This is a genomic window from Alkalihalobacterium sp. APHAB7, from assembly GCF_048323755.1.
GTDB lineage: Bacteria > Bacillota > Bacilli > Bacillales > Bacillaceae_F > Alkalihalobacterium.
Genome location: NZ_JBLWFS010000001.1, coordinates 402,716 through 425,467 on the forward strand (window position 1 = coordinate 402,716; position 22,752 = coordinate 425,467).

Consider the following 22,752-nt stretch of genomic DNA (forward strand, 5'->3'; position numbering starts at 1 on the left):
TTCGTCAACATATGAAATCGATTCAGTCATGGAAAATGGCTGAATCGTTTTTTATCCCATGATAAGAGGCGTGAGTTCGAGAATTTTATTGAAAACTGAATAGAGAAAGGAGCTAGTATTTATGTTGAATTTCTTTTTAGCCATCGGATTACCAGTTCTGTTAATGGTAGGGGGAACAAGGATAACGTATAGTGTCATCGGTTCCTTGATTGTGACGATTATGATTATGGTTTTTGCGGTTCAAGTCCACCACATGAATTGGCTTGGGATGACACTTGCTGTCATTTCACTATTAGCGGGCATTAGAATTGCGTTAAATATGAGAAAACGAAGTGGATAAAAGTCAAAGAACAAACTATTGGTTAAAATAGTTTGTTCTTTTTTTAAAATTCACTAATTCGACATAAAACGACTTTACTTATGACTATCTTCCTATATAATAATGGATGTTGTGTAAAATTGTTGAAAATAGTCAAAAAGGAGGAAGGCTATGAAATTTTGTAGAGAGTGTGGTACTTCACTTCATTCGGATGCAACTTTTTGCCAGGAATGTGGTGAGAAAGTTGTTCAACCTCAAAATAATGATATAAATGAAGTGCCAGAGTCGCATCATGAAAGTAGTTCCAACAAACCATTCAATCCAGTGAATAAGGATCCAAAGAAGCCGCCGATTCAATGGACAAAAAAGAATAAGGTAATTGCTTCTATAGTAGGTGCGTGTGTTGTTTTATTATTTATTGTATTTCAAATCGGCTCAACGCTTACTGATAAAGACCGCTTAATTAGTAATTTAAGTGAGGCAATTCTTGATAAAGACAGTGAAACGATTATGGGGATGCTTTCTTCTGACGATCCAAGGTTAGAAATTACGGAGGCTGGTGTAGCAAGTATCTTGGAATTCTTAGCAGCAAACCCTTCTTACTATAGCTCGTTAATGGAATCCTTAAACTATCAATCTCGACAGTTGGATTTAATAGGTAACAAAACTGAAGATGATACTTACGATTTCTATGACTATTCACAAAGCATATTTTATTTGAAGAAGGAAGGCAAAACTGCACTTTTTTTTGATAAATACACCATAGAAGTTGTTCCATTCTATATAAGAATAGAGACGAATCATCCTGATGCTATAGTAACTCTGAATGGAGAAGAGATTGCAATATCCAATAGTTATGATTTTTCAATTGAGTATGGTCCGTTAATGCCGGGAGTGTATGAATTAAAATCACAGTACGCTGGTGAATACACCATACTAGAAACTTCTGAAATAGTATCATTGTTAAATCCTTATGATCATTATTCCTATGCGGACCTAAGCCTTTATGGTGATTACATTTCTATCTATTCGGATTATCAAGATATGGCTGTAGAATCTAAAGTGTTTATTAACGGTAATGAGACTGGTTTATCGTTGCATGAAGCGCAAGAAATTGGTCCAATTACAACGGATGGGGAAATGAAGGTACACGCTGAAATGACATTTCCTTGGGGTTCTGCTAAAACAGATGAGAGTGTGATTGATGGCAGAAGCATCCGCCTAACAATAAGTAATCCACTTAATGAAAAAGAGAAAGATACTATTATGGACACGATCCATTCATTTGCTCATGAGTGGGCGGAAGCATATGAAAGTTTAGATGAGACTAAATTTTCAACGGTGACAAGTAATTATTTGAATTATGTGAAAAATGATTTTTCCAGTATGAAAGACTACGATAGACGTTGGAAAGGGGAGTACCTTAAAGGTATCTTTGACCTGAATAGTTTTAACGTTTATAAGGTAGATAACAAATATTATACCGAGGTACGAACTACCTTATACTATGACTCAGTAAGCTACCGAGTTGACGACGAAGACCTCACGACTGAAGAGAGCGAGAATAATTGGGTTTACAAGTTGGTTTATGATGAAGAAAAACAAAAATGGATGTTAGACGACTATAACTCTATGTATTCAATTGATCATAGCAATTCAAAAGAACTGGTTGCTAGTGGTAATTAACTTATAAGAAAGAAATTATTTAGGAGATGATCATATGAACTGTCCACAATGTGGAAGTATAATAGAAAATGGGTCAAAGTTTTGTACAAGTTGTGGTTGTAAGCTTGATACTGCCGGTCAAACGGCAGCGACAAGTGATGGAACAGCACCTTCTTCACCAACTACTTCTTTTCAGGATAATCAATACCTTCAGCAAGGTAGAGAAGTAAGTAAGCAATATTTAGGTTATGCACTTGAAGTCCTTAAAAATCCGATGGGGATGGGTAAAACAGTAAATGGTGATTCGTTTGTAAATGGAATAATTTCAATCGTTCTATACTCTCTATTACTTCCAATCTATGCCTACTTCCTTATGAAAAAGGTAAGTCAAGGTTTTATGCCTTTTTCGTTCTCAGATATAGTAATAATGCCCTTTATCACTACTGCTATCTTTGTGATTGTCTTAATTGCTATAATGTTTGGAATACTAAAGTTAATGAAAGTGGAAGGATCTTTTAAAGATGTTTTAGCGCGTTTTGGGACATTCCTAGTTGTTCCGGTAACATTCTTACTTGTCGCAATTATATTAGTTTTTCTATCTGTAATTTCGTTCTCACTAATTTTGGTTGTACTTGCAAGTGTCTCATACCTATTAGCGGTTATCTCAACGATTTACTCGTTTAAGACAGAAAACCATGGCGGCTTAGATGCCTTTTATGGCTCTTTGTTAACTTACATCGCTATGGCAATTGTTGCTTACATGATGGCTGAAAGTATGCTGAATAATTTAATTGATGAGTTAAGTACGATCTTTAGATACCTATAATTCTGAAAAGGGAGAGGTTATAAGCCTCTCCCTTTTCAATTTAATAATGCCAATTCCAGAACGTAACTTCGTCCACTTGCACAATAGTTACCCATGGTTCTTCACGCAGGGCTAATATTTCTTTTGTTGGTCCGGTAATTACGACCCCATAATGGAAAATTCCTTCGGTTTCTAAATACTGTAGTCGCTCGGTTAGGTTTAAACGATTGACAGCAATGCGATTCGCTTTGTTTTCATGAGGTTCGAGAAACGATAGTGTTTTTAAAAATTGCTCGTGTAAAATCGTTTCGTCTCCGACTTCATAGTCTGGCGAGGTCCGGCTTTCTGTGACAATCCCACCAAATAAAAAGCCTTTTTCCTCAGACCTCGATGTGAGAATCATGTCATCTTCATGCCAAATCGGATAGGACGGGAAACCGATAGGATCGAATATCACATCGCTTTGAAAAACATCATTTAATTCTGGTCCCGTATCTACAGCCAGCCAAGACAGATCAAGATCTTTTCCCTCAAACAATTGGAACACTTTATTCGTTTCATAGAGTTGATCAAAAGATAGATAAGCAGAGGCAACTGTGCCTTCAGGTAATTGTTCGAGCTGATGCCAATAAGGCTCATCAAATGACTCCGTAGCATTCGGATAATAGAATATTGGTCGATTTTGACTTTGTCTACCGTAATGACTGATTTCTGGGAAGGACATCATCGAAAATAAGAAATTGACTTTCATATCTCCGACCGTAATCGTTTCGTTTCCAACTCTTTTTCGAATATCTCGTGTAGCCTCCATTCGAAAGAACGTTTTAGCATTCATGCTCGTTCCTCCTAAATGTCCATCAGGTTGGGTGACGGTTAATGTATGGTCGATCACATTCCGTAATACCTCACTGCGATCGGGAGTTCCCCAACTGTAATAAACCGCTGTTAGTATTGATGTAACAATAAGAATAACTAAGAATAGGAGGAGGGCTGTGACGGCTGTTTGCAACCTTGCTTTCCACTTACTTCGTCTTAAGATTTTCCGTTGCTTTTTATCATTCACTGTCGTTTTTATCGTTTCGCTAGTTTGCTTTTTCATTTCAATAGGTGGTTCTTTTTTTTCTAAATGTTGTTGGTAGGTTTCTAGTTTTTCAAGCTCGTGTTCAAATTGTTCCAGTTCACTGCCTGTCAGTTCACCTTTTTCATAGGTATCGAGTTTCTTTTTGAATTCATCTGTCATCGTTATTCACGCCTTTCTGTTTACGAATTGCTTGCCGACCGCGAAATAGCAAGACTTTAAAGTTGGCTAGAGTCACATTCATCACCGTCGCAGCTTCTTGGTAGGACAATTCATTAAAATCGTGTAGCAATACCGCTAGCTTCTGTTTCTCAGGTAAGTGGTGAAGGAGTTCTATAATCTCCTGTATTTCTTCGCTTATTACCATTTGGTCTTCCGTACTTTTTCCTCTTTGAAACAATTTTGAGAAGAAGTTTTGTTCTTTTATAACCGTTCGTTTTCGCTTTCGCTCATAATCGATAAATGCATGATGAGCTACCGTAAATAACCAGGATTTTATATTTTCACCTTCGTAATTTTCAACATAAAGATGCGCACGAAAAAACGTTTCTTGAACGAGATCCTCAGCCGTGTAATGATCGTGGCAAAGCGAAAGGAGAAAGCGGTATATATGTGGGAAATACATGTCATAGATCGAATCGATCGTTTCTTTCATTTCGCTCCTCCTTTCACTTATAACACGAATGAAATGATGTAAAGTTACAGATAATTTGAGAAAAATTTATTAAATATGTATGTCCTTAGTGTTGTGCGTTACCGCTCAAGGCGAAAGCGGTTCAAACCATTATTTAGCTTTTGTGTACAAAGTAGCTTATGAAAGAAGGATGGATAGATTGTCCTTATTAACTGTGAAAGCAATCTTGACATTGGCTTGCCTCCGTATACCTCTTTTATTGTATACGATTAGATGCAGGTAGGGAGTTAACTATTTTTGTAGAATTAGAGTGAGGATGATCCAAATACTGTAAAACAATCATTCTAAGCATTAATTTAGAGCTTGGAATTACCTAATACTGTAAAAGTAGCAACCTAAACGGAGATATAGAGTTTCCAAAGTAAAATAATTACTATAAACACCACTTCAGTGTTGATACTCTCCTAATATTGTAAAAAAGTTAACAAAAAAAACGATCTAGTAGGGTACCTTCCTGATAGTATATCCTGCCCCCTCGACTAACCCCTTGGATCCACCCACTAAAATTAGTTAAAACAAATTAGAGAATATACGTTCGTTAAAATTGTGTAGAATGGGGTCCTGTGTGTTATAATGTAGTCATTGGAAATCGAACGAAATCGTTTTTATATATAGTAAAAAAAAATGAGCATTGTACAAAAAATAGTCTACGAAAAGCGATCGGTGTCGCCACCCAAAAGAATATTGGGCAGAGCGCACTTTTGTGAATAGAAGGAGGAGCCAGGCGATGGAGCACAGTTTTGAGTTAGTCTCTCAATATCAACCACAAGGAGATCAACCAGCAGCGATCAAAGAACTTGTAAAAGGCGTTGAAGAAGGAAAGGTTCATCAGACGCTATTAGGAGCAACAGGGACAGGGAAAACATTTACGATCTCCAACTTAATTAAAGAAGTCAATAAACCGACATTAGTTATTGCCCATAATAAAACGTTAGCGGGTCAGCTGTACAGTGAGTTTAAAGAGTTTTTCCCGAACAATGCGGTTGAGTATTTCGTAAGTTACTATGACTACTATCAGCCAGAGGCATATGTTCCTCAATCTGACACGTTTATAGAAAAGGATGCCAGCATTAATGATGAAATCGATAAACTGCGCCACTCTGCGACAAGTTCACTTTTTGAGCGTAAAGATGTCATTATTATTGCGAGTGTTTCGTGTATTTATGGTTTAGGTTCTCCTGAAGAATACCGTGACCTTGTCGTTTCACTCCGAACGGGTATGGAGAAGGAACGTAACGAGCTTTTACGAGATCTAGTCGACATTCAATATGACCGCAATGATATTAACTTTACACGTGGTACGTTTCGTGTTCGCGGCGATGTCGTCGAAATCTTTCCGGCTTCTCGTGACGAGCAGTGTATTCGTGTGGAGTTTTTTGGAGATGAAATTGAACGAATTACAGAAGTCGATGCGTTGACAGGTGAAATAAAAGGTGAGCGAAATCATGTGGCAATTTTCCCAGCTTCCCACTTCGTTACACGTGAAGAAAAATTAAACCGTGCGATTGTAAACATTGAAGCAGAACTTGAAGAACGGTTGAAAGAACTGAACGAGAACGGAAAATTACTTGAAGCTCAGCGTCTAGAACAGCGCACTAAATATGACTTGGAAATGATGCGAGAAATGGGCTTTTGTTCAGGGATTGAAAATTATTCAAGACATTTAACGTTACGAAAAGAAGGCGAGACCCCATACACTTTACTGGACTTTTTTCCAGAGGATTATTTAATTGTAGTCGATGAGTCGCATGTAACGTTACCGCAGATCCGTGGCATGTATAACGGGGACCGTGCGCGAAAGCAAGTACTCGTTGACCATGGCTTTAGATTACCATCTGCCCTTGACAACCGCCCTCTTCAATTTGAGGAATTCGAAGGAAAGACAAACCAAATTGTGTACGTTTCAGCAACACCAGGGCCGTATGAACTAGAAAAAACACCACAAGTCGTCGAACAAATTATACGTCCAACCGGCTTGCTTGATCCTACACTCGAAGTCCGTCCAATCGAGGGTCAAATTGATGACTTAATCGGTGAAATTAATGAACGGGCAGCTCGGAAAGAACGAGTACTTGTTACGACATTAACGAAGAAAATGTCTGAGGACTTAACCGATTATTTAAAAGAAATCGGAATCCGTGTGCAGTACATGCATTCCGAAGTGAAGACGTTAGAGCGGCTCGAAATTGTCCGTCAACTTCGAATAGGTACGTACGATGTGCTTGTCGGGATTAACCTGCTAAGGGAAGGTCTTGATATTCCTGAAGTCTCATTAGTGACGATTTTGGATGCAGATAAAGAAGGATTTCTACGTGCCGAGCGATCTCTTATTCAAATGATTGGCCGTGCTGCACGTAATGCAAATGGTCATGTCATCATGTATGCCGATAAAATGACGAAGTCGATGAAGATTGCTATTGATGAGACGAACCGCCGCCGCCAAATTCAAGAAGAATACAATGAAAAACATGGCATAACGCCAATGACGATACAAAAGAAAATTCCTGACGTTATTCAAGCCACGTACGCGGCAGAAGCAGATGCAACGTATACGGCTGTAGTACCAACGGGTAAGATGAGCAAAAAAGATCGGCACGCGATGATCGAACGAATGGAAAAAGAAATGAAAGAAGCAGCGAAAGACTTAAACTTCGAACGTGCAGCAGAGTTGCGTGATTTAATTTTAGAGCTAAAAGCGGAAGGATGAAGGTAAGATGGCACTCGAAAATATCATCGTTAAAGGAGCACGTTCCCACAATTTAAAAAATATTGATGTAACGATACCGAGAAACAAATTAGTCGTATTAACAGGCCTTTCAGGATCGGGAAAGTCATCGCTCGCGTTTGATACGATTTATGCAGAAGGTCAACGTCGCTATGTCGAGTCGTTGTCCGCGTATGCCCGTCAATTCCTTGGACAAATGGACAAGCCCGATGTCGATGCAATTGAAGGGTTATCACCTGCAATTTCGATTGATCAGAAGACGACGAGTCGGAACCCGCGTTCCACAGTCGGTACGGTTACGGAGATCTATGATTATTTACGTCTTCTTTTTGCACGAATTGGCCGTCCGATTTGTCCGAAGCACGGCGTTGAAATTAGTTCACAAACAGTGCAACAAATGGTTGACCGCATTATGCAGTACCCAGAACGTACGAAGATGCAAATCCTCGCCCCGATCGTTTCTGGACGTAAAGGCGAGCACGTCAAAGTGTTAGAAGATATTAAGAAACAAGGGTTTGTCCGTATTCGTGTCGATGGGGAAATGCGTGAAGTCGCTGAAGACATTGAACTGGATAAAAATAAAAAGCATAGTATTGAAGTTGTTATTGACCGGATTGTCATGAAGGAAGGAATTGCAGCGCGTCTGACAGATTCAATTGAAACCGCTCTAGGACTGGGGGACGGGCGTGTTCTAGTCGACGTGATGGGTGAAGAAGAACTTTTATTCAGTCAGCATCATGCGTGTCCGCAGTGTGGATTTTCCATTCCTGAGCTTGAGCCGCGGATGTTTTCTTTTAATAGTCCATATGGTGCTTGTCCTACGTGTGATGGTTTAGGTACGAAGTTAGAAGTCGACTTAGATCTCGTCATTCCCGATCGTTCTAGATCATTAAATGAGCATGCGATTGCTCCGTGGGAACCGACGAGCTCACAATATTACCCGCAGCTGTTGAAGTCAGTGTGTGATCATTACGGGATCGATATGGATCTCCCGGTGGAGCAAATTCCTGAATCGTTATTCAATAAAGTGTTATATGGAAGTGGTACGGAAAAAATCTATTTCCGCTATGAAAATGAGTTTGGACAAATTCGGGAAAATGACATTTTATTTGAAGGGGTATTAAACAATATTGCCCGTCGTTATCACGAAACGTCATCTGATTATATTCGTGAACAAATGGAAGGCTATATGGCGCAACACCATTGCCCGAAATGCAAAGGTAATCGGCTTAAAAAAGAAAGTCTGTCCGTTTTAATCGGTGGAAAGCACATTGGTGAAGTGACGGCGTTGTCTGTTAAAGATGCGAAAGTACTTTTTGATAAGCTTGAACTGACAGATAAAGAACTTGCCATTGCCCGTCTCATTTTAAAGGAAATTAATGAGCGCCTCAAGTTCCTCATTAATGTGGGTCTTGATTACTTGTCGCTGCAACGTGCAGCAGGGACGCTGTCTGGCGGAGAGGCGCAGCGGATTCGCTTAGCGACTCAAATTGGTTCGTCCTTGATGGGTGTTCTTTATATTCTCGATGAGCCGTCGATTGGCTTACACCAACGGGACAATGACCGCTTAATTGAAACGTTGAAGCATATGCGGAATTTAGGGAATACGTTAATTGTTGTAGAGCATGATGAAGATACGATGATGGCGGCAGACTACATTATTGATATTGGACCTGGTGCAGGAGTGCATGGTGGAATGATCACGGCAAAAGGGACGCCTGAGGAAATTATGGAGGACCCGAATTCCTTAACTGGTGAATATTTATCCGGAAAGAAATTCATCCCGCTTCCAGCTGAGCGACGGAAATCGGATGGACGCAAGCTGACGATTAAAGCAGCGAATGAAAACAATCTACAAAAAGTAAATGTCGATATCCCGATCGGGGTGTTTGTCGCTGTAACGGGTGTTTCTGGTTCAGGAAAAAGTACACTTATTAATGAAATTTTATATAAATCGCTCGCACAAAAACTGCATAGAGCGAAAGACAAGCCAGGATCGCATAAAGAAATTACGGGTCTTGAGCATGTGGATAAAGTGATCGATATCGACCAGTCGCCAATCGGCCGTACGCCACGTTCGAATCCGGCTACGTATACAGGTGTATTTGATGATATTCGCGATGTCTTTGCCTTAACGAATGAAGCGAAAGTGCGTGGCTATAAAAAAGGCCGCTTTAGTTTTAACGTCAAAGGTGGGCGCTGTGAAGCGTGCCGCGGTGACGGGATTATTAAAATCGAAATGCACTTCTTACCGGATGTGTATGTGCCTTGTGAAGTTTGTCATGGCAAGCGATATAACCGTGAAACGCTAGAGATTACGTATAAAGGAAAAACGATTGCAGATGTGCTGGAAATGACAGTTGAAGATGGCTTAGAATTCTTTGCCAACATCCCGAAAATCAAGCGTAAAATTGAAACATTAGCCGATGTCGGTCTTGGTTACATGAGGTTAGGACAGCCGGCCACTACTTTATCAGGTGGAGAAGCGCAACGTGTCAAACTCGCTTCTCAGTTACACAAACGCTCTACAGGAAAGACGATCTATATTTTAGATGAGCCAACAACAGGACTTCACGTTCACGACATTGACCGGTTATTAAATGTGTTGCAACGATTAGTCGATAACGGGGATACTGTTCTTGTCATTGAGCATAATCTAGATGTCATTAAGACGGTGGATTATATCATTGACCTAGGCCCAGAAGGTGGCGATAAAGGTGGTCAAATTGTGGGTACTGGAACACCAGAAGAGGTCTCCGCGGTAAAAGGTTCGTATACCGGATATTATTTAAAGCCGATTTTGGAGCGAGACTTGCAGCGAATGGAAGATCGAGTCAAAGAAAAAGAACTTCTGAAAAAGTGATAACGAACAGTCGTGTTCGATAAAATAGTAGTAGTAGTCAGAGCGTGTGAAATGGATGTTCCATGCGCTCTGCGTATACAAAGTGAGTATACAGATTGAATATACTTAGGAAGACCGTATGCCTACTCGACGAATTCTACTATTTGATCTGTGTCAGGAATACGCATTTTATTAGAGCGTCTCAATATAAGTAGATTTTAAGAATATTTTTAGAGATCTTTAATTAATTTGTAACTTTTTTCTTCATAGGACGTATGTATTATTGAGTTGTGAAAAGATTTTCCATAGAGGAGAGGTTCTAAATGGAAGAACGTAAAATGATCTTGAAAATGATTGAGGACGGAAAAATTACAGCAGAAGAAGGATTAAAGTTATTAAATGCGCTGCAGCAAGACGAACCAAAAGAAACGAAGGAACAAAAATCAGAGAAAAAGCAACAAACCGCGTTATCTGAGCGGGTGGATTGGGATAGTAAACGACAATCCCGCCGTACGTATCGTCAAACGTCAGGAGCAAGCATTCTTACAGGCTTTATTGAAAATGCGGTTCAAAAGATTAAAGACTTAGATTTAGACTTTAATTTCGGTCCTTTTGTTGAAATTGAGCATATTTTTCACCATAAACATTTTACCGGCAAAGAGCTGGATATTTCACTAGAGAATGGTTCAGTTACATTAATTCCATGGGAAGAGCAAGACATTCGTGTCGAGTGTAAAGCGAAAGTCTATCGCGCTCGTGATGCCGAAGATGGAAGACAAACGTTTTTACAAGAAACGGTCTTTGAAGGAAGACAAGACCGAGTCAAGTTTTACTCTAAAGTAAAGACGATCAAAATTCAAACAACATGCTATATTCCAAGAGAGTACTACGATTCGATTAAAGTCTACACGTTTAATGGGCATATTAAAGGGGAAAACCTTCAAGGAGGCAAGGTGGAGACGAAAGTTGTTAACGGAAGCGTTCACCTCTCCGATGTAGAAAGTAAGAAGCTTTACGCCGAAACGGTGAATGGACCAGTGGACATTTCATCCATCCATAATGAATGGTGCGAAGTGAAGACGATGAACGGTGCGATTACGTTGGAAGGTAAAAATATCGACGTCAGTGTCGAAACGGTCAATGGAGCGATTCACTATCGACTTGATGAAGTCGCTGAGCCGTGTTACGCAGATTTAAAGGCAACGACAGGAAGTATCGATGTCTCGTTACCAGATGATCTCCGTGTAGAAGGAAAGCTCGAAACGAATGTTGGCGGGTTTACGTGTGATTTAAATGGGCTGGAGATTGTCGAAGAGAAAAAAGATTTCGTACAAAAGACACTGTCATTTATTGCAAACAAAGAATGTTCTCCACGTTTTAAATTAGAAGCAGAAACCAATACAGGATCTATTCAAATTGAGCAACGCTCGTAAAATGCGAGGTGAAGAAACATGCAAAAAAGATTATTTCGGACTGTTCATGATCGAAAGCTAGCTGGCGTTTGTGGCGGGCTAGCAACTTATTTTGGAATTGACCCGTCTCTTGTTCGCGTTTTATTTATCATTCTTTTCTTCTTAACAGCAGGATTTCCTTTGCTGCTCGGTTATATAGCAGCGGCTTTCGTTATTCCAAACGAAGGAGATATTGTTGACTAATGGGTTGGCTATTACACTTACTTGTCAATAGTATTACACTGATTATTGTTGCCCACTTTTTTGGACAGTTTCATATTACTGGCTTTGGAGCAGCTTTCTTTGCGAGTATCATTCTTTCGATCTTAAATTTTATTGTACGACCGATCCTCGTTATTCTGACGTTGCCTGTTACTGTCCTAACCTTAGGATTTTTCCTATTTGTGATCAATGCGATTACGTTAAAGTTGACAGCTGCTTTCATGGGGTCCTCGTTTGTAATTGACGGCTTCGGAATGGCCATTTTAGCAGCCATTATCATCACGATCCTCAATACACTGATTCAAAAAATGCTTGTCGAACCATTGAAGAGATCATAGCATGACATACTATATTAAAAAGCATTGAAACAATGACAACTCATTGTTCAGTGCTTTTTCGTGTGCCAAGACACATTATAAAGGGAAAGGGGCTGATATTTATATTTAAAAGGAGGAAATATATAGAAGAGACAGTTAATCAAAGCGGCTGATTAGTGAATGAAAAGAGAACAATCATGGAAAGTTCATGCACTAAAGCGGGAGATTGAAATTGGTCTAAGACCCTACTTCCAACCAATAACCCCACGTATACTCTCCCTCTATATGCAAACCCCTAAATACCGGTTACCATCTATCGTGCTTCTATGATAGCCAGTTTTCGCTTACAGGCATTTTTATTTACAATACAAAATTTTCCTTATAACATAGTGGTTGTGCAATGCGACCTACAGATCAATAGTTTTTTCTCATAGATTGTTGCTTCTTATTTTTGGAACATATCCATCCGAAAGCTTGCTTTTTAGCTATTTTTATATGCTATACTCCATCTTTCTATCTACATAGAATGCCTGACCTTTTTTCTTCCGTCCTTTTAAGGTTATAATGTGTAAGTAATGTTGATGTATAGGATGGAGGATAATCAGATGGCAAAAGTTACTGCAAATGATTTGATAGAAAATTTCCAGTTAGAGCTTATTAGTGGAGAGGAAGGAATTTATCGGCCGATCGCAACGAGTGATATTTCCCGACCAGGTATTGAAATGGCTGGTTTTTTTACATATTACCCGGCAAACCGCCTTCAGTTGCTCGGTCGAACGGAGCTTTCGTTTTTTGAACAATTAAGTGATATTGATAAGAAAGAGCGGATGCTTAAGCTTTGCACATATGACACTCCAGGTATTATTATTTCTAGAGGACTAGAAGTTCCAGCTGAGCTTGTTGCTGCTTCTGAAGAAAAAGGAGTGCCGATTTTAAGGTCACCAGTTACGACAACGCGTTTAAGTAGTAGGCTGACGAACTATTTAGAAAGCCGGCTAGCTCCGATGACCGCTATTCACGGTGTTCTAGTTGACATATATGGAATAGGTGTACTGATTATGGGAGCAAGTGGTGTCGGTAAAAGTGAAACGGCACTCGATTTAGTTCGCCGTGGTCATCGTCTCGTTGCCGATGACTCCGTGGAAATTCGTCAAGAACATGAGGATACGTTAATTGGCCGTTCACCGGAATTAATTAAACATCTGCTTGAAATTCGCGGGTTAGGTATTATTAATGTGATGACTCTTTTTGGAGCTGGAGCCATTCGTCCGTTTAAACGAATTGCACTCGTTATTAATCTAGAGTTATGGGATCAAAAGAAAGCTTACGATCGCTTGGGCTTGGAAGAAGATACATTAAAAATTATTGATGTAGACGTACCGAAATTGACGGTTCCCGTTCGTCCTGGTCGTAACTTAGCGGTAATCATAGAGGTTGCAGCGATGAATTTCCGATTAAAACGTCTTGGTATTAATGCCGCCCAAGAATTTTCTGAGCGTTTAACGGATGTGATTGAAGAAGGAGATAGAGACGACTATTTATAGAGGTTGTAAAATTTTAAAAAACCTTATTAAGTCGAACTTAAATGAAGTATGAGGTGAAATTGATGGAGGAAACGATTCAACCATTAAGTAGAATTGCGTTTGAATTAGGTCCGATCACGGTTTATTGGTATGGGCTTTTGATTGGATTAGGGGTAGTGGTAGGTTATTTAATTGCAAATCGTGAGACGGAACAGCGTGGGCTGCCAAAAGATACGTTTGCTGATCTATTAATTTGGGCATTACCAATTGCAATTATTTCTGCACGTATTTATTATGTCATTTTCCGCTGGGAGCATTACGTGGATAACCCGCTAAAGGCGTTTGCGATCTGGGAAGGTGGCTTAGCGATCCACGGTGGACTCATTGGTGGTGTTGCGACGGTTATTGTTTTTGCAAGAAGAAGAGGGTTATCCTTCTGGAAAATTCTCGATATTGCTGCGCCGAGTATTATTATTGCACAAGCGATTGGGCGTTGGGGAAATTTTATGAACCAAGAAGTATACGGTGGTCCAGTATCACGTGAATTTCTTGAAAGCTTAATGCTCCCGCAGTTTATTATTAATCAAATGTATATTAATGACCCCATCCATGGGTTAGGGTACTATCATCCAACCTTCTTATACGAGTCAATCTGGAATATTTTAGGTTTTGCTCTATTATTATGGTTACGTCGTGTCAATTTAAAGCAAGGGGAAATTTTCCTAAGCTATGTCATTTGGTATTCGATCGGCCGGTTCTATATTGAAGGAATGCGTCTAGACAATTTAATGATTGGTGACACTCTTCGTACAGCGCAAATTGTTTCGATCGTCCTAATTGTCGGTGCTGTGATTCTATGGATTTATCGTCGAAAGACAGGGTTAGCTTCAAAGAATTATTTAGATGAAGAAGTGGCTGGAAAACCAACTGCTGGTCAAACGAAAGCAAAAAAGAAAAAGAAGAAGTAAGGTCTTGTTCGGGGAGGAGCTCAAGGTGGGAATACTAAAACGGGGATTAATGGTAGGATTACAAACAACATGGACCTTAGGGAAAATCATCTTCCCTATTACACTGATCATTACAATTCTCGGCTATACCCCAGTCCTTGAGTGGCTGGCTCAATTGCTGGCACCTGTCATGGGATGGATTGGCTTGCCTGGGGAAGCCGCTATTCCGTTAATTTTAGGGAATGTGCTGAATTTATATGCCGCGATCGGTGCGATTTTAACGATGGAGCTGTCGGTAAAGGAAGTCTTTATTTTAGCGGTTATGCTTTCTTTTTCTCACAATCTATTTGTGGAATCTGCGGTAGCGGCAAAGGTTGGTATTCGGATGTCTGTCGTATTGGCGGTCCGATTAGGCTTAGCGTTCTTCTCAGCGTGGATCATTCATCTGTTTTGGCAGGGCGGAAGTGAAATCGCCCAATACGGCTTTGTTTCTTCAGGGAAAGAGACTGAAGTCTCAGGTTGGTTGGCAGTTGCGTGGAAAGGAATTGAAAGCGCGACACTCGGAATTGCACAATTGGCGCTTATCGTCATTCCACTGATGATTTTTATTCAAATTATGAAAGAATTAAACTGGTTGAAAGTATTCTCGAAATGGATGTCACCGTTTACGAAGATGCTCGGAATTCGTGAAAACACTTCAACGACGCTTGCCTCTGGCTTATTCTTTGGGTTAGCGTTGGGAGCAGGGGTTATGATCCAAGCAGTAAAAGAAGACGGAGTGAAAAAGAAAGATTTATATTTAGTATTTATTTTTCTCGTGGCTTGTCACGCTGTTATCGAAGACACTCTCATATTTATTCCATTGGGCATTCCCATTTGGCCGTTACTGATCATCCGGATTGTAACAGCGATCGTTTTAACGATGGTTATCGCCTTTATTTGGAACCGCTATGAGAAAAAACAAAAGCAGCAAGTAACAGGAAAGGAAGCTGTAAATGAAAATTGATACACTACTATTTGATCTCGACGGAACGTTAGTTAATACGAATGATTTAATTATTTCATCCTTTTTACACACACTTGAGCATTATTTCCCAGGGAAATATACTCGTGAAAAGGTGATCGAATTTATCGGACCGCCGCTTGTTGACAGTTTTAAAGGCATTGATGCTGAACGTGTCGAGGAAATGATTACGATGTACCGTGAACACAACTTATCTAATCATGATTTGTTAGTCCAGGAATATGAAGGTGTGTTTGAAACGATCGAACGCTTGCATAAAGAAGGATTTAAGCTAGCAGTCGTAACGACGAAAATGAAAAGCACGGCAATTCGAGGATTAGAAGTTACAGGCCTTGACCGCTTTTTTGAAGTGATTGTAGCGATTGATGACGTTGAAAAAGTAAAACCGGATCCAGAGCCGCTCGAAAAAGCGATGAAAGCCTTAGGTTCATCTGCTGAAACGACGATCATGGTTGGTGACAGCCAATATGATATTTTAGGTGGAAAAAACACGGGCACAACTACGGCTGCGGTTGCTTGGTCCATTAAAGGTGAAGCGTTTATTCGTTCGTTTGAACCGGATTATGTATTAGAAGATATGAGAGATTTATTGAAAATCGTTGGAGTGGAGTAAATGTGAGAAAGACGAAACGGTATTCCGTCGAAGGCAGTAATTCGCTTTGGCAAATTTATAAGACAGTTCCTTTTTGGAAAGTAGCGAAAAGCTTTGTCGTTATTCAAGTGGCTCGTTATACCCCGTATATTGGCTTGAAAAATTGGATGTACCGGAAGTTTCTTAAGATGAAAGTCGGTGACCAAACGGCAGTGGCGTTAATGGTCATGATGGATGTCATGTTTCCTGAGAAAATTTCCATTGGTCGGAATTCGATCATCGGCTACAACACGACAATCCTTGCACATGAGTATTTGATTAAGGAATATCGTCTCGGTGATGTGATCATTGGCCATGAAGTGATGATTGGTGCCAACTCGACGATATTACCAGGTGTCACGATCGGCGACGGCGCGATTGTATCAGCGGGCACGCTCGTACACCAAGACGTTCCGGCGGGAAGTTTTGTCGGCGGAAATCCGATGCGAGTCATCTACACGAAAGAAGAGATGGACGAGCGCAATAACGTTCATTTTATGGAATAATGTAGATGAGGGGTGCCATTGGCGTTGCAGTTTTGCGGTGTCAGGCACCTTTACCATTTTACAGTGTTAAAGGTGCCTGGCACCGTTTTTGCGTGAGCGGACTGAGAGGACCTTATTTCAACGAAACTACCTATTTGGGATATGTTACGGCACTGAGAGGCTCTTATTTGCCAATATTCACTGAGAAAAACCTCAAAAAGTAGTGAATAAGGGCTTTTCAGTGCCCTAATTTCGATAAAATTGCTCTTTTAACGCAAATAAGGGCTTCTGAGTGCCTTAAGTTTTCAAGCCGAAAGAATCCGGGTAACTATGGCTTGTGCATATACGCCAACTATAGCTTGTGTTTAAGCAAATTTATAGAACGACCTAAAAGCTTGAAATCCTATTAGCACCAACCGCTATATCTTCTGTTTTCGCCCGCAAGCCTCTCTCCACTATCCCTCCATACGCCCAGCACTTCCCACGTTCTCCTGCATACGTCCACTATTCGCTCACCGTCATCCCTACATACGTCCACAATCCGCCTACTATTATCCCTGCATTCGTCAACACTCTTCCTTCGCACCCAACATTCTATGCATCACCGCCTGAATTTTTGAACTTTTTGTATCATTACTGTTCCTTTCTTTTCCAACAGTGTTACTATAGTTGTATAAATACTTCAAGAATAGCGTGGCTAGTGCTGCCGGCTTATGTTTTTAACCTTCATTTTCTAGCCAAATTAAAGTGAGGAAAGACTACTTATATTGGTTGACGATTGTAATAGATGCGTGTAAACTACTATGTAATATCCTTTATCTTGTTAGTATATTAGCGCACTAAAGCATTGTACCGAAGCATTACTCTGAAGCATCATACTAAACCAGTGTACTGAATTGCACTAAAGCATTGCGCTAATTGTACTAAGCAATGTACAGAAACGTACTAAAGTATGGAGAGTGAAAACATGTCAAAACCATTTATGTTCGAAAAACCGATTGGGATGAGAGACACGTTACCGGAATTATTTGAAACGAAGCAACGAATTGCAAATGAAATAAATGAAGAAGTAACTCGTTGGGGGTATCGTGCCATTCAAACGCCAACGTTAGAATATTACGAAACCGTTGGAGAAGCTTCAGCGATCCTAGATCAACAGCTATTCAAGCTACTCGATCAAGACGGAAACACATTAGTGCTTAGACCGGACATGACCGCACCGATCGCACGTCTCGCCGCATCGAGTTTAAAAAATGAGGCCTATCCATTACGCCTGTCTTATCATACAAATCTTTACCGCTCCCAGCAGCGTGAAGGCGGAAAACCTGCCGAATTTGAACAAATCGGCGTTGAACTTGTAGGAGATGGAACGTCAAGTGCGGATGCAGAAGTGATTGCACTGATGATTGCTACATTACGTAAAGCAGGGGTAGAGAATTTCCAAGTGGCGATTGGCCATATTGGCTACGTGAATGCATTATTGCTTGAAGTGGTCGGAAATGAAGAGCGAGCCAATGTGTTAAGACGTTATTTATATGAGAAAAATTATGTAGGTTACCGTCAGCATGTAAAAAGCCTCCCGTTATCTTCAATTGATAAAAGTCGTCTCTTAGACTTATTACAATTACGCGGTGGAAGTGAAAAAATTCAAGCGGCAACCCAATTAGTTCAAAGCGAAGCGGGCGAGAAAGCCCTGGAAGATTTAACAAAGTTGTGGGAAGCATTAGAATGCTACGGTGTAACGGAATTTTTAAAAATTGATTTAAACCTAGTCATGCATATGAGTTACTACACAGGCGTTGTGTTTGAAGGCTACGGAAGTCGCTTAGGCGTTCCGCTTGGAAGTGGCGGACGCTATGATGAGTTGCTCGCTAACTTTGACCGTCCAGCTCAAGCAACAGGCTTCGGCATTCGCCTCGATTTACTTGTTGAAGCGATTGGGACGAAGAAAGAGCTAACACCACAAACGTGCATCATTTTCAGCAATGAACGTAGAAAAGAAGCGATTGAACTTGCAACAGAAAAACGTGAGCAAGGCAACGCCGTCATTTTACAAGATTTAGCGGGAATTAAGGATGTCGATGTTTTATCTGAGCAATTTGCAGACGTCATCTATTGTATCGGTAAAGCAAAGAACGGAGGTGCTGGTGATGAGTGAGTGGTTAACGGTTGCGATGCCTAAAGGTCGTATTTTTGAAGAAGCAGCAGATTTACTAAGAAAAGCTGGGTATGCATTACCAGCAGAGTTCGACGACTCGCGAAAATTAATCGTTGATGCTCCTGATGCGAAAATGCGCTTTATTCTAGCAAAACCGATGGATGTTCCGACGTATGTTGAACACGGGGTAGCTGACGTTGGTGTGGCCGGGAAAGATACGATGTTAGAAGAAGAGCGAGATGTCTATGAAGTCCTCGATTTAAAAATTAGTGAATGTTATTTAGCGGTAGCGGGTCTGCCAACGTATGAGAAACAAAGTGAGATTGCTCCAAAAGTCGCTTCAAAGTACCCGAATGTCGCGATTCGTTATTTTAAAGAACAAGGCGAGCAAGTCGAAGTCATTAAATTAAATGGATCGATTGAGCTAGCGCCTCTCGTTGGTTTAGCTGATCGCATTGTCGATATCGTCTCAACAGGACGGACGTTAAAAGAAAATGGCTTGGTTGAATTAGAAAAAATTATGGACATTACGTCTCGTCTGATTGTTAATCCAGTCAGTTATCGAATGAAAGATGAATGGATTGATGATTTGGTCGAACGTTTGGCTAAAGTCATTGAGGGGGAAGACGAATGAAAATTATAAATGTAACAAAAAACGTCTCTCTTAAGCGAACAATCGAAGCAGGAACAGAAACGCAACAGCAAGCGGTAATCCAAATTATTGAAAAAGTAAAAACGTACGGCGATGAGGCATTAACGGCTCTGACGGAAAAATTTGACGGGGTCCGCCTTAATTCATTTACAGCGACAAATGAGGAAATTGAAAAAGCCTATAAAGAGATTGATGACGATGCTTTAGCTGCAATCCGAGAAGCGATTGAAAATATTCGCGACTTTCATGCCCGCCAAAAACGGGAAACGTGGATTACGACAAAAGAAGATGGAACAATGCTCGGTCAAAAAGTCACCCCGCTTGATTCGGTCGGGGTGTATGTTCCAGGCGGACGCGCAGCTTACCCATCATCGATTATGATGAATGTCATTCCGGCTCAAGTGGCTGGAGTGGAGCGCATCGTGATGGTCTCGCCGCCGCAATCGAATGGGTCGTGGCCTGCAGGTGTTCTTGTGACGGCCAATGAGCTTGGCGTAAAAGAAATGTACAAGGTCGGCGGGGCTCAAGCGGTTGCTGCATTAGCGTATGGCACGGAAACGATCGCCCCGATTGATAAAATCGTTGGACCAGGAAATATTTATGTAGCACTTGCGAAACGAGCAGTATTTGGACAAGTCGATATCGATATGATTGCCGGCCCGAGTGAAATTGTTGTATTAGCCGATGAAAAAGCAAATCCTATTTTTATCGCGGCAGATTTACTATCGCAAGCGGAACATGATCCGATGGCTTCGGCTATTCTTGTGACACCTTGTGCAAGTCTGGCACAAAAAGTGGCAGATGAAGTCGCTGTGCAACTTGAAACCTTACCGAAAAAAGACATTGCCGCGGCATCGATCCGTGATTATGGTGCGATTTATGTTGCGGAAGATTTAGCGGAAGCGATCGATGTCGTCAATCAGCTGGCACCTGAACATCTTGAAGTGCTAACAGAAGAGCCGCTCACTTTGCTAGGTAAAATTAAGCATGCTGGAGCAATTTTTCTTGGTCCTTACAGTTCAGAGCCTGTTGGCGATTATTTTGCCGGACCGAACCATGTGTTGCCAACCAACGGAACGGCCCGTTTTTCAAGCCCGTTAAATGTCGATGATTTTACGAAAAAATCGAGCATTATTTATTATAGCCAAGCAGCATTACAAGCGAATGGTAAAAAAATAACAACACTCGCTCGTCTTGAAGGATTAGAAGCCCATGCACGAGCCATTGATAAGCGACTAGAGGAGGAAAAGTAAAATGGAACGTACAGCTAGTATTGAACGAAACACAGGTGAAACTCAAATTAAACTACAGTTTTCAATCGATGGAGAAGGAAAATCTGATTTAAATACAAACGTTCCTTTTATGACTCATATGCTTGATTTATTCACGAAGCACGGTCACTTTGATTTAACCGTTGATGCTAAAGGTGATGTTGAAGTTGATGATCACCACACAACAGAAGACATCGGCATTTGTCTTGGGATTGCACTTAAGGATGCGTTAGGCGACAAAAAAGGAATTAAACGTTACGGAAACGCGTTTGTACCGATGGATGAGACGCTAGCTCAAGTCGTTGTTGATTTAAGTAACCGTCCACATCTTGAATTTCGTGCTGAATTCCCAAGTCAAAAAGTCGGAACGTTTGATACGGAATTAGTGCACGAATTTTTATGGAAGCTTGCACTTGAAGCACGTATGAACTTACATGTCATCGTTCATTATGGCCACAACACACACCACATGATTGAAGCGGTCTTTAAAGCGTTAGCGAGAGCTCTAGATGAAGCGACACAAATTGACGAGCGCGCTAAAGGAAGAATTCCGTCGACGAAAGGAATGTTATAAATGATCGGTGTCATTGACTATGGGATGGGGAACTTACATAGCGTAAGTAAGGCGCTTGAACGTTTAAATAAAGACTATTTTGTCTCTGAAAAAGTAGAGGAGCTTCAAAAAGCAGACGGTCTCATTTTACCTGGGGTTGGTTCGTTCCGTGATGCGATGGAAATTTTAAAACAAGATGGACTTGCTGATTTTGTTAAGGATTGGGCTAAATCCGGTAAGCCGTTACTAGGCATTTGTTTAGGAATGCAGCTTTTATTTGAAGAAAGTGAAGAAAACGGGGAAACGAAAGGATTAAATCTTTTACCTGGTGTCGTGCGCAGGTTTTCTGGTGTAACGGCCGAAGGGGAAGCGTACAAAGTCCCTCATATGGGCTGGAATCAGCTGGAGTTTCATCAGCCAGAACATCCGTTAGTAAAAGACGTTGAGAACGGCCACGTCTATTTTGTTCACTCTTACGTCGTCCGTACAGATGATAAAGACGTTTTGATTGCTAGCAGCGAGTATGACGGGGAAGTACCTGCTGTAGTCGGTAGAAATCATATTATGGGAACGCAATTCCACCCAGAAAAAAGCAGTTCAATCGGAATGAGCATTCTTGCAAACTATGTGAAATTGGTAGAGGGGAGCCTTTCAAATGAGTAAAGTAACGTTATATCCTGCAATTGATATGCGTGGCGGGAAATGTGTCCGCCTCATCCAAGGTGATTATGATCAAGAAACGGTATATGGTGACTCGCCGTTTGAGATGGCTAAAACATTTGCTGAAGCTGGGGCTGAGTGGATTCATATGGTCGATCTTGATGGAGCAAAAGCAAAGAAACCAGTTAATTTTGAGCACGTTCTTCGGGTAGCCAAAGAGTTAAACGTAAATGTACAAATCGGTGGCGGTATTCGTACGAAAGAAGACGTTGCTTTTTATTTAGATCAAGGTGTTGACCGTGTCATTCTCGGAAGCGTTGCCGTGAACGACCCAGATTTTACAAAAGAAATGCTAGCTACATATAGCGGGGAAAAAATTGCGATCGGCCTCGATGCTCGTGATGGATATGTTGCAACGGAAGGCTGGTTGGAAACGTCTCAAGTTAAAGCAGAAGAACTCGGAAAAGAAATGGCGGACTTCGGAGCAGAGGTCTTTATTTTTACAGATATTTCTCGCGATGGAATGCTATCAGGTCCAAATGTGGAAGCGTGCCGATCTCTTGCGAAGGCGACAGGAAAAGAAGTGATCGTATCCGGCGGTGTCAGCCAATTAGCGGATTTAACAGAAGTAAAGCCTTATGCTGCTGAAGGAGTTCGTGGTGTCATTATTGGTAAAGCACTGTATACGAACCAATTTACGCTGGCGCAAGCGTTAAGTGAGGTGGAATAA

21 protein-coding genes are annotated in these 22,752 nt (G+C 40.9%); 19 read left to right on the top strand and 2 right to left on the bottom strand.

All coding sequences use genetic code 11. From position 1 onward, the window contains the following. Positions 1 to 121: 121 nt before the first annotated feature. The 3 genes from ACNSTQ_RS01730 (at position 122) to ACNSTQ_RS01740 (ending at position 2,810) form a co-directional block, all read left to right on the top strand. On the top strand, positions 122 to 340 hold the full coding sequence (locus tag ACNSTQ_RS01730; RefSeq protein WP_418198127.1) for a DUF2198 family protein: 219 nt from the start codon (positions 122 to 124) through the stop codon (positions 338 to 340). 150 nt (positions 341 to 490) lie between these two features. Further along, positions 491 to 2,005 (top strand): zinc ribbon domain-containing protein, encoded by a 1,515-nt coding sequence (locus ACNSTQ_RS01735; protein WP_418198128.1) that lies wholly within the window; start codon positions 491 to 493, stop codon positions 2,003 to 2,005. A gap of 34 nt (positions 2,006 to 2,039) precedes the next feature. Further along, positions 2,040 to 2,810, top strand: a complete 771-nt coding sequence (locus ACNSTQ_RS01740) for a hypothetical protein (RefSeq protein ID WP_418198129.1) — start codon at positions 2,040 to 2,042, stop codon at positions 2,808 to 2,810. 40 nt (positions 2,811 to 2,850) lie between these two features. Here ACNSTQ_RS01740 and ACNSTQ_RS01745 read toward each other — a convergent pair whose 3' ends face one another. Beyond that, positions 2,851 to 4,029: an anti-sigma factor gene (locus ACNSTQ_RS01745; RefSeq protein WP_418198130.1), complete on the bottom strand. Its 1,179-nt coding sequence runs from the start codon at positions 4,027 to 4,029 to the stop codon at positions 2,851 to 2,853. Then, the gene (locus ACNSTQ_RS01750) at positions 4,019 to 4,522 is read right to left on the bottom strand and encodes a sigma-70 family RNA polymerase sigma factor (protein ID WP_418198131.1); all 504 of its coding nucleotides are present in this window, start codon (positions 4,520 to 4,522) and stop codon (positions 4,019 to 4,021) included. Before ACNSTQ_RS01750 ends, ACNSTQ_RS01745 begins: the two co-directional genes overlap by 11 nt. Before the next feature lie 766 nt (positions 4,523 to 5,288). Here ACNSTQ_RS01750 and uvrB point away from each other — a divergent pair. The 16 genes from uvrB to hisA all read left to right on the top strand — a co-directional run bounded on the left by uvrB (position 5,289) and on the right by hisA (position 22,752). After that, positions 5,289 to 7,268, top strand: coding sequence for an excinuclease ABC subunit UvrB (gene uvrB / locus ACNSTQ_RS01755; RefSeq protein ID WP_418198132.1), 1,980 nt, complete (start codon positions 5,289 to 5,291; stop codon positions 7,266 to 7,268). A gap of 7 nt (positions 7,269 to 7,275) precedes the next feature. Beyond that, positions 7,276 to 10,149, top strand: coding sequence for an excinuclease ABC subunit UvrA (uvrA, locus tag ACNSTQ_RS01760; protein WP_418198133.1), 2,874 nt, complete (start codon positions 7,276 to 7,278; stop codon positions 10,147 to 10,149). A gap of 302 nt (positions 10,150 to 10,451) precedes the next feature. Continuing rightward, positions 10,452 to 11,561: a DUF4097 family beta strand repeat-containing protein gene (locus tag ACNSTQ_RS01765; RefSeq protein ID WP_418198134.1), complete on the top strand. Its 1,110-nt coding sequence runs from the start codon at positions 10,452 to 10,454 to the stop codon at positions 11,559 to 11,561. A gap of 18 nt (positions 11,562 to 11,579) precedes the next feature. Beyond that, positions 11,580 to 11,783 (top strand): PspC domain-containing protein, encoded by a 204-nt coding sequence (locus ACNSTQ_RS01770; protein ID WP_418198135.1) that lies wholly within the window; start codon positions 11,580 to 11,582, stop codon positions 11,781 to 11,783. Continuing rightward, positions 11,783 to 12,139 carry a phage holin family protein gene (locus ACNSTQ_RS01775; RefSeq protein WP_418198136.1) on the top strand — a complete coding sequence of 119 codons (357 nt, stop codon included), beginning with the start codon at positions 11,783 to 11,785 and terminating at the stop codon, positions 12,137 to 12,139. Before ACNSTQ_RS01770 ends, ACNSTQ_RS01775 begins: the two co-directional genes overlap by 1 nt. A 584-nt stretch (positions 12,140 to 12,723) precedes the next feature. Next, on the top strand, positions 12,724 to 13,662 hold the full coding sequence (gene hprK, locus ACNSTQ_RS01780) for an HPr(Ser) kinase/phosphatase (protein ID WP_418198137.1): 939 nt from the start codon (positions 12,724 to 12,726) through the stop codon (positions 13,660 to 13,662). 62 nt (positions 13,663 to 13,724) lie between these two features. Beyond that, positions 13,725 to 14,609 carry a prolipoprotein diacylglyceryl transferase gene (lgt, locus tag ACNSTQ_RS01785; protein WP_418198138.1) on the top strand — a complete coding sequence of 295 codons (885 nt, stop codon included), beginning with the start codon at positions 13,725 to 13,727 and terminating at the stop codon, positions 14,607 to 14,609. 25 nt (positions 14,610 to 14,634) lie between these two features. Continuing rightward, positions 14,635 to 15,594 carry a nucleoside recognition domain-containing protein gene (locus tag ACNSTQ_RS01790; protein WP_418198139.1) on the top strand — a complete coding sequence of 320 codons (960 nt, stop codon included), beginning with the start codon at positions 14,635 to 14,637 and terminating at the stop codon, positions 15,592 to 15,594. Further along, on the top strand, positions 15,584 to 16,225 hold the full coding sequence (gene ppaX, locus ACNSTQ_RS01795) for a pyrophosphatase PpaX (protein WP_418198140.1): 642 nt from the start codon (positions 15,584 to 15,586) through the stop codon (positions 16,223 to 16,225). The genes ACNSTQ_RS01790 and ppaX overlap by 11 nt, the downstream gene beginning before the upstream one ends. 2 nt (positions 16,226 to 16,227) lie before the next feature. After that, entirely contained in the window at positions 16,228 to 16,749 is a 522-nt protein-coding gene (locus tag ACNSTQ_RS01800) for an acyltransferase (RefSeq protein WP_418198141.1), read from the top strand. A 946-nt stretch (positions 16,750 to 17,695) separates the two neighbouring features. After that, positions 17,696 to 18,886 carry an ATP phosphoribosyltransferase regulatory subunit gene (locus ACNSTQ_RS01805; RefSeq protein WP_418198142.1) on the top strand — a complete coding sequence of 397 codons (1,191 nt, stop codon included), beginning with the start codon at positions 17,696 to 17,698 and terminating at the stop codon, positions 18,884 to 18,886. Further along, a complete protein-coding gene (hisG, locus tag ACNSTQ_RS01810) occupies positions 18,879 to 19,520 on the top strand; it encodes an ATP phosphoribosyltransferase (protein ID WP_418198143.1) in 642 nt (213 codons plus the stop codon). Before ACNSTQ_RS01805 ends, hisG begins: the two co-directional genes overlap by 8 nt. Then, the gene (gene hisD / locus ACNSTQ_RS01815; RefSeq protein WP_418198144.1) at positions 19,517 to 20,791 is read left to right on the top strand and encodes a histidinol dehydrogenase; all 1,275 of its coding nucleotides are present in this window, start codon (positions 19,517 to 19,519) and stop codon (positions 20,789 to 20,791) included. Before hisG ends, hisD begins: the two co-directional genes overlap by 4 nt. A gap of 1 nt (position 20,792) precedes the next feature. Continuing rightward, a complete protein-coding gene (gene hisB, locus ACNSTQ_RS01820; RefSeq protein ID WP_275118713.1) occupies positions 20,793 to 21,383 on the top strand; it encodes an imidazoleglycerol-phosphate dehydratase HisB in 591 nt (196 codons plus the stop codon). Further along, complete coding sequence (hisH, locus tag ACNSTQ_RS01825) at positions 21,384 to 22,025, top strand: imidazole glycerol phosphate synthase subunit HisH (RefSeq protein ID WP_418198145.1); 642 nt, start codon at positions 21,384 to 21,386, stop codon at positions 22,023 to 22,025. Beyond that, complete coding sequence (gene hisA / locus ACNSTQ_RS01830) at positions 22,018 to 22,752, top strand: 1-(5-phosphoribosyl)-5-[(5-phosphoribosylamino)methylideneamino]imidazole-4-carboxamide isomerase (RefSeq protein ID WP_418198146.1); 735 nt, start codon at positions 22,018 to 22,020, stop codon at positions 22,750 to 22,752. The genes hisH and hisA overlap by 8 nt, the downstream gene beginning before the upstream one ends.

Excerpts from the sequence above, each read along its gene's own strand:
- hisG (WP_418198143.1), top strand. The coding sequence starts at position 18,879 with ATGAGTGAGTGGTTAACGGTTGCGATGCCTAAAGGTCGTATTTTTGAA.
- ACNSTQ_RS01740 (WP_418198129.1), top strand. The coding sequence starts at position 2,040 with ATGAACTGTCCACAATGTGGAAGTATAATAGAAAATGGGTCAAAGTTT.
- hisH (WP_418198145.1), top strand. The coding sequence starts at position 21,384 with ATGATCGGTGTCATTGACTATGGGATGGGGAACTTACATAGCGTAAGT.
- hisA (WP_418198146.1), top strand. The coding sequence starts at position 22,018 with ATGAGTAAAGTAACGTTATATCCTGCAATTGATATGCGTGGCGGGAAA.
- uvrB (WP_418198132.1), top strand. The coding sequence starts at position 5,289 with ATGGAGCACAGTTTTGAGTTAGTCTCTCAATATCAACCACAAGGAGAT.
- hprK (WP_418198137.1), top strand. The coding sequence starts at position 12,724 with ATGGCAAAAGTTACTGCAAATGATTTGATAGAAAATTTCCAGTTAGAG.
- uvrA (WP_418198133.1), top strand. The coding sequence starts at position 7,276 with ATGGCACTCGAAAATATCATCGTTAAAGGAGCACGTTCCCACAATTTA.
- ACNSTQ_RS01745 (WP_418198130.1), bottom strand. The coding sequence starts at position 4,029 with ATGACAGATGAATTCAAAAAGAAACTCGATACCTATGAAAAAGGTGAA.
- hisD (WP_418198144.1), top strand. The coding sequence starts at position 19,517 with ATGAAAATTATAAATGTAACAAAAAACGTCTCTCTTAAGCGAACAATC.
- ACNSTQ_RS01775 (WP_418198136.1), top strand. The coding sequence starts at position 11,783 with ATGGGTTGGCTATTACACTTACTTGTCAATAGTATTACACTGATTATT.
- ACNSTQ_RS01735 (WP_418198128.1), top strand. The coding sequence starts at position 491 with ATGAAATTTTGTAGAGAGTGTGGTACTTCACTTCATTCGGATGCAACT.
- ACNSTQ_RS01730 (WP_418198127.1), top strand. The coding sequence starts at position 122 with ATGTTGAATTTCTTTTTAGCCATCGGATTACCAGTTCTGTTAATGGTA.
- ACNSTQ_RS01750 (WP_418198131.1), bottom strand. The coding sequence starts at position 4,522 with ATGAAAGAAACGATCGATTCGATCTATGACATGTATTTCCCACATATA.
- ACNSTQ_RS01770 (WP_418198135.1), top strand. The coding sequence starts at position 11,580 with ATGCAAAAAAGATTATTTCGGACTGTTCATGATCGAAAGCTAGCTGGC.
- ACNSTQ_RS01805 (WP_418198142.1), top strand. The coding sequence starts at position 17,696 with ATGTCAAAACCATTTATGTTCGAAAAACCGATTGGGATGAGAGACACG.
- lgt (WP_418198138.1), top strand. The coding sequence starts at position 13,725 with ATGGAGGAAACGATTCAACCATTAAGTAGAATTGCGTTTGAATTAGGT.
- ppaX (WP_418198140.1), top strand. The coding sequence starts at position 15,584 with ATGAAAATTGATACACTACTATTTGATCTCGACGGAACGTTAGTTAAT.
- ACNSTQ_RS01765 (WP_418198134.1), top strand. The coding sequence starts at position 10,452 with ATGGAAGAACGTAAAATGATCTTGAAAATGATTGAGGACGGAAAAATT.
- hisB (WP_275118713.1), top strand. The coding sequence starts at position 20,793 with ATGGAACGTACAGCTAGTATTGAACGAAACACAGGTGAAACTCAAATT.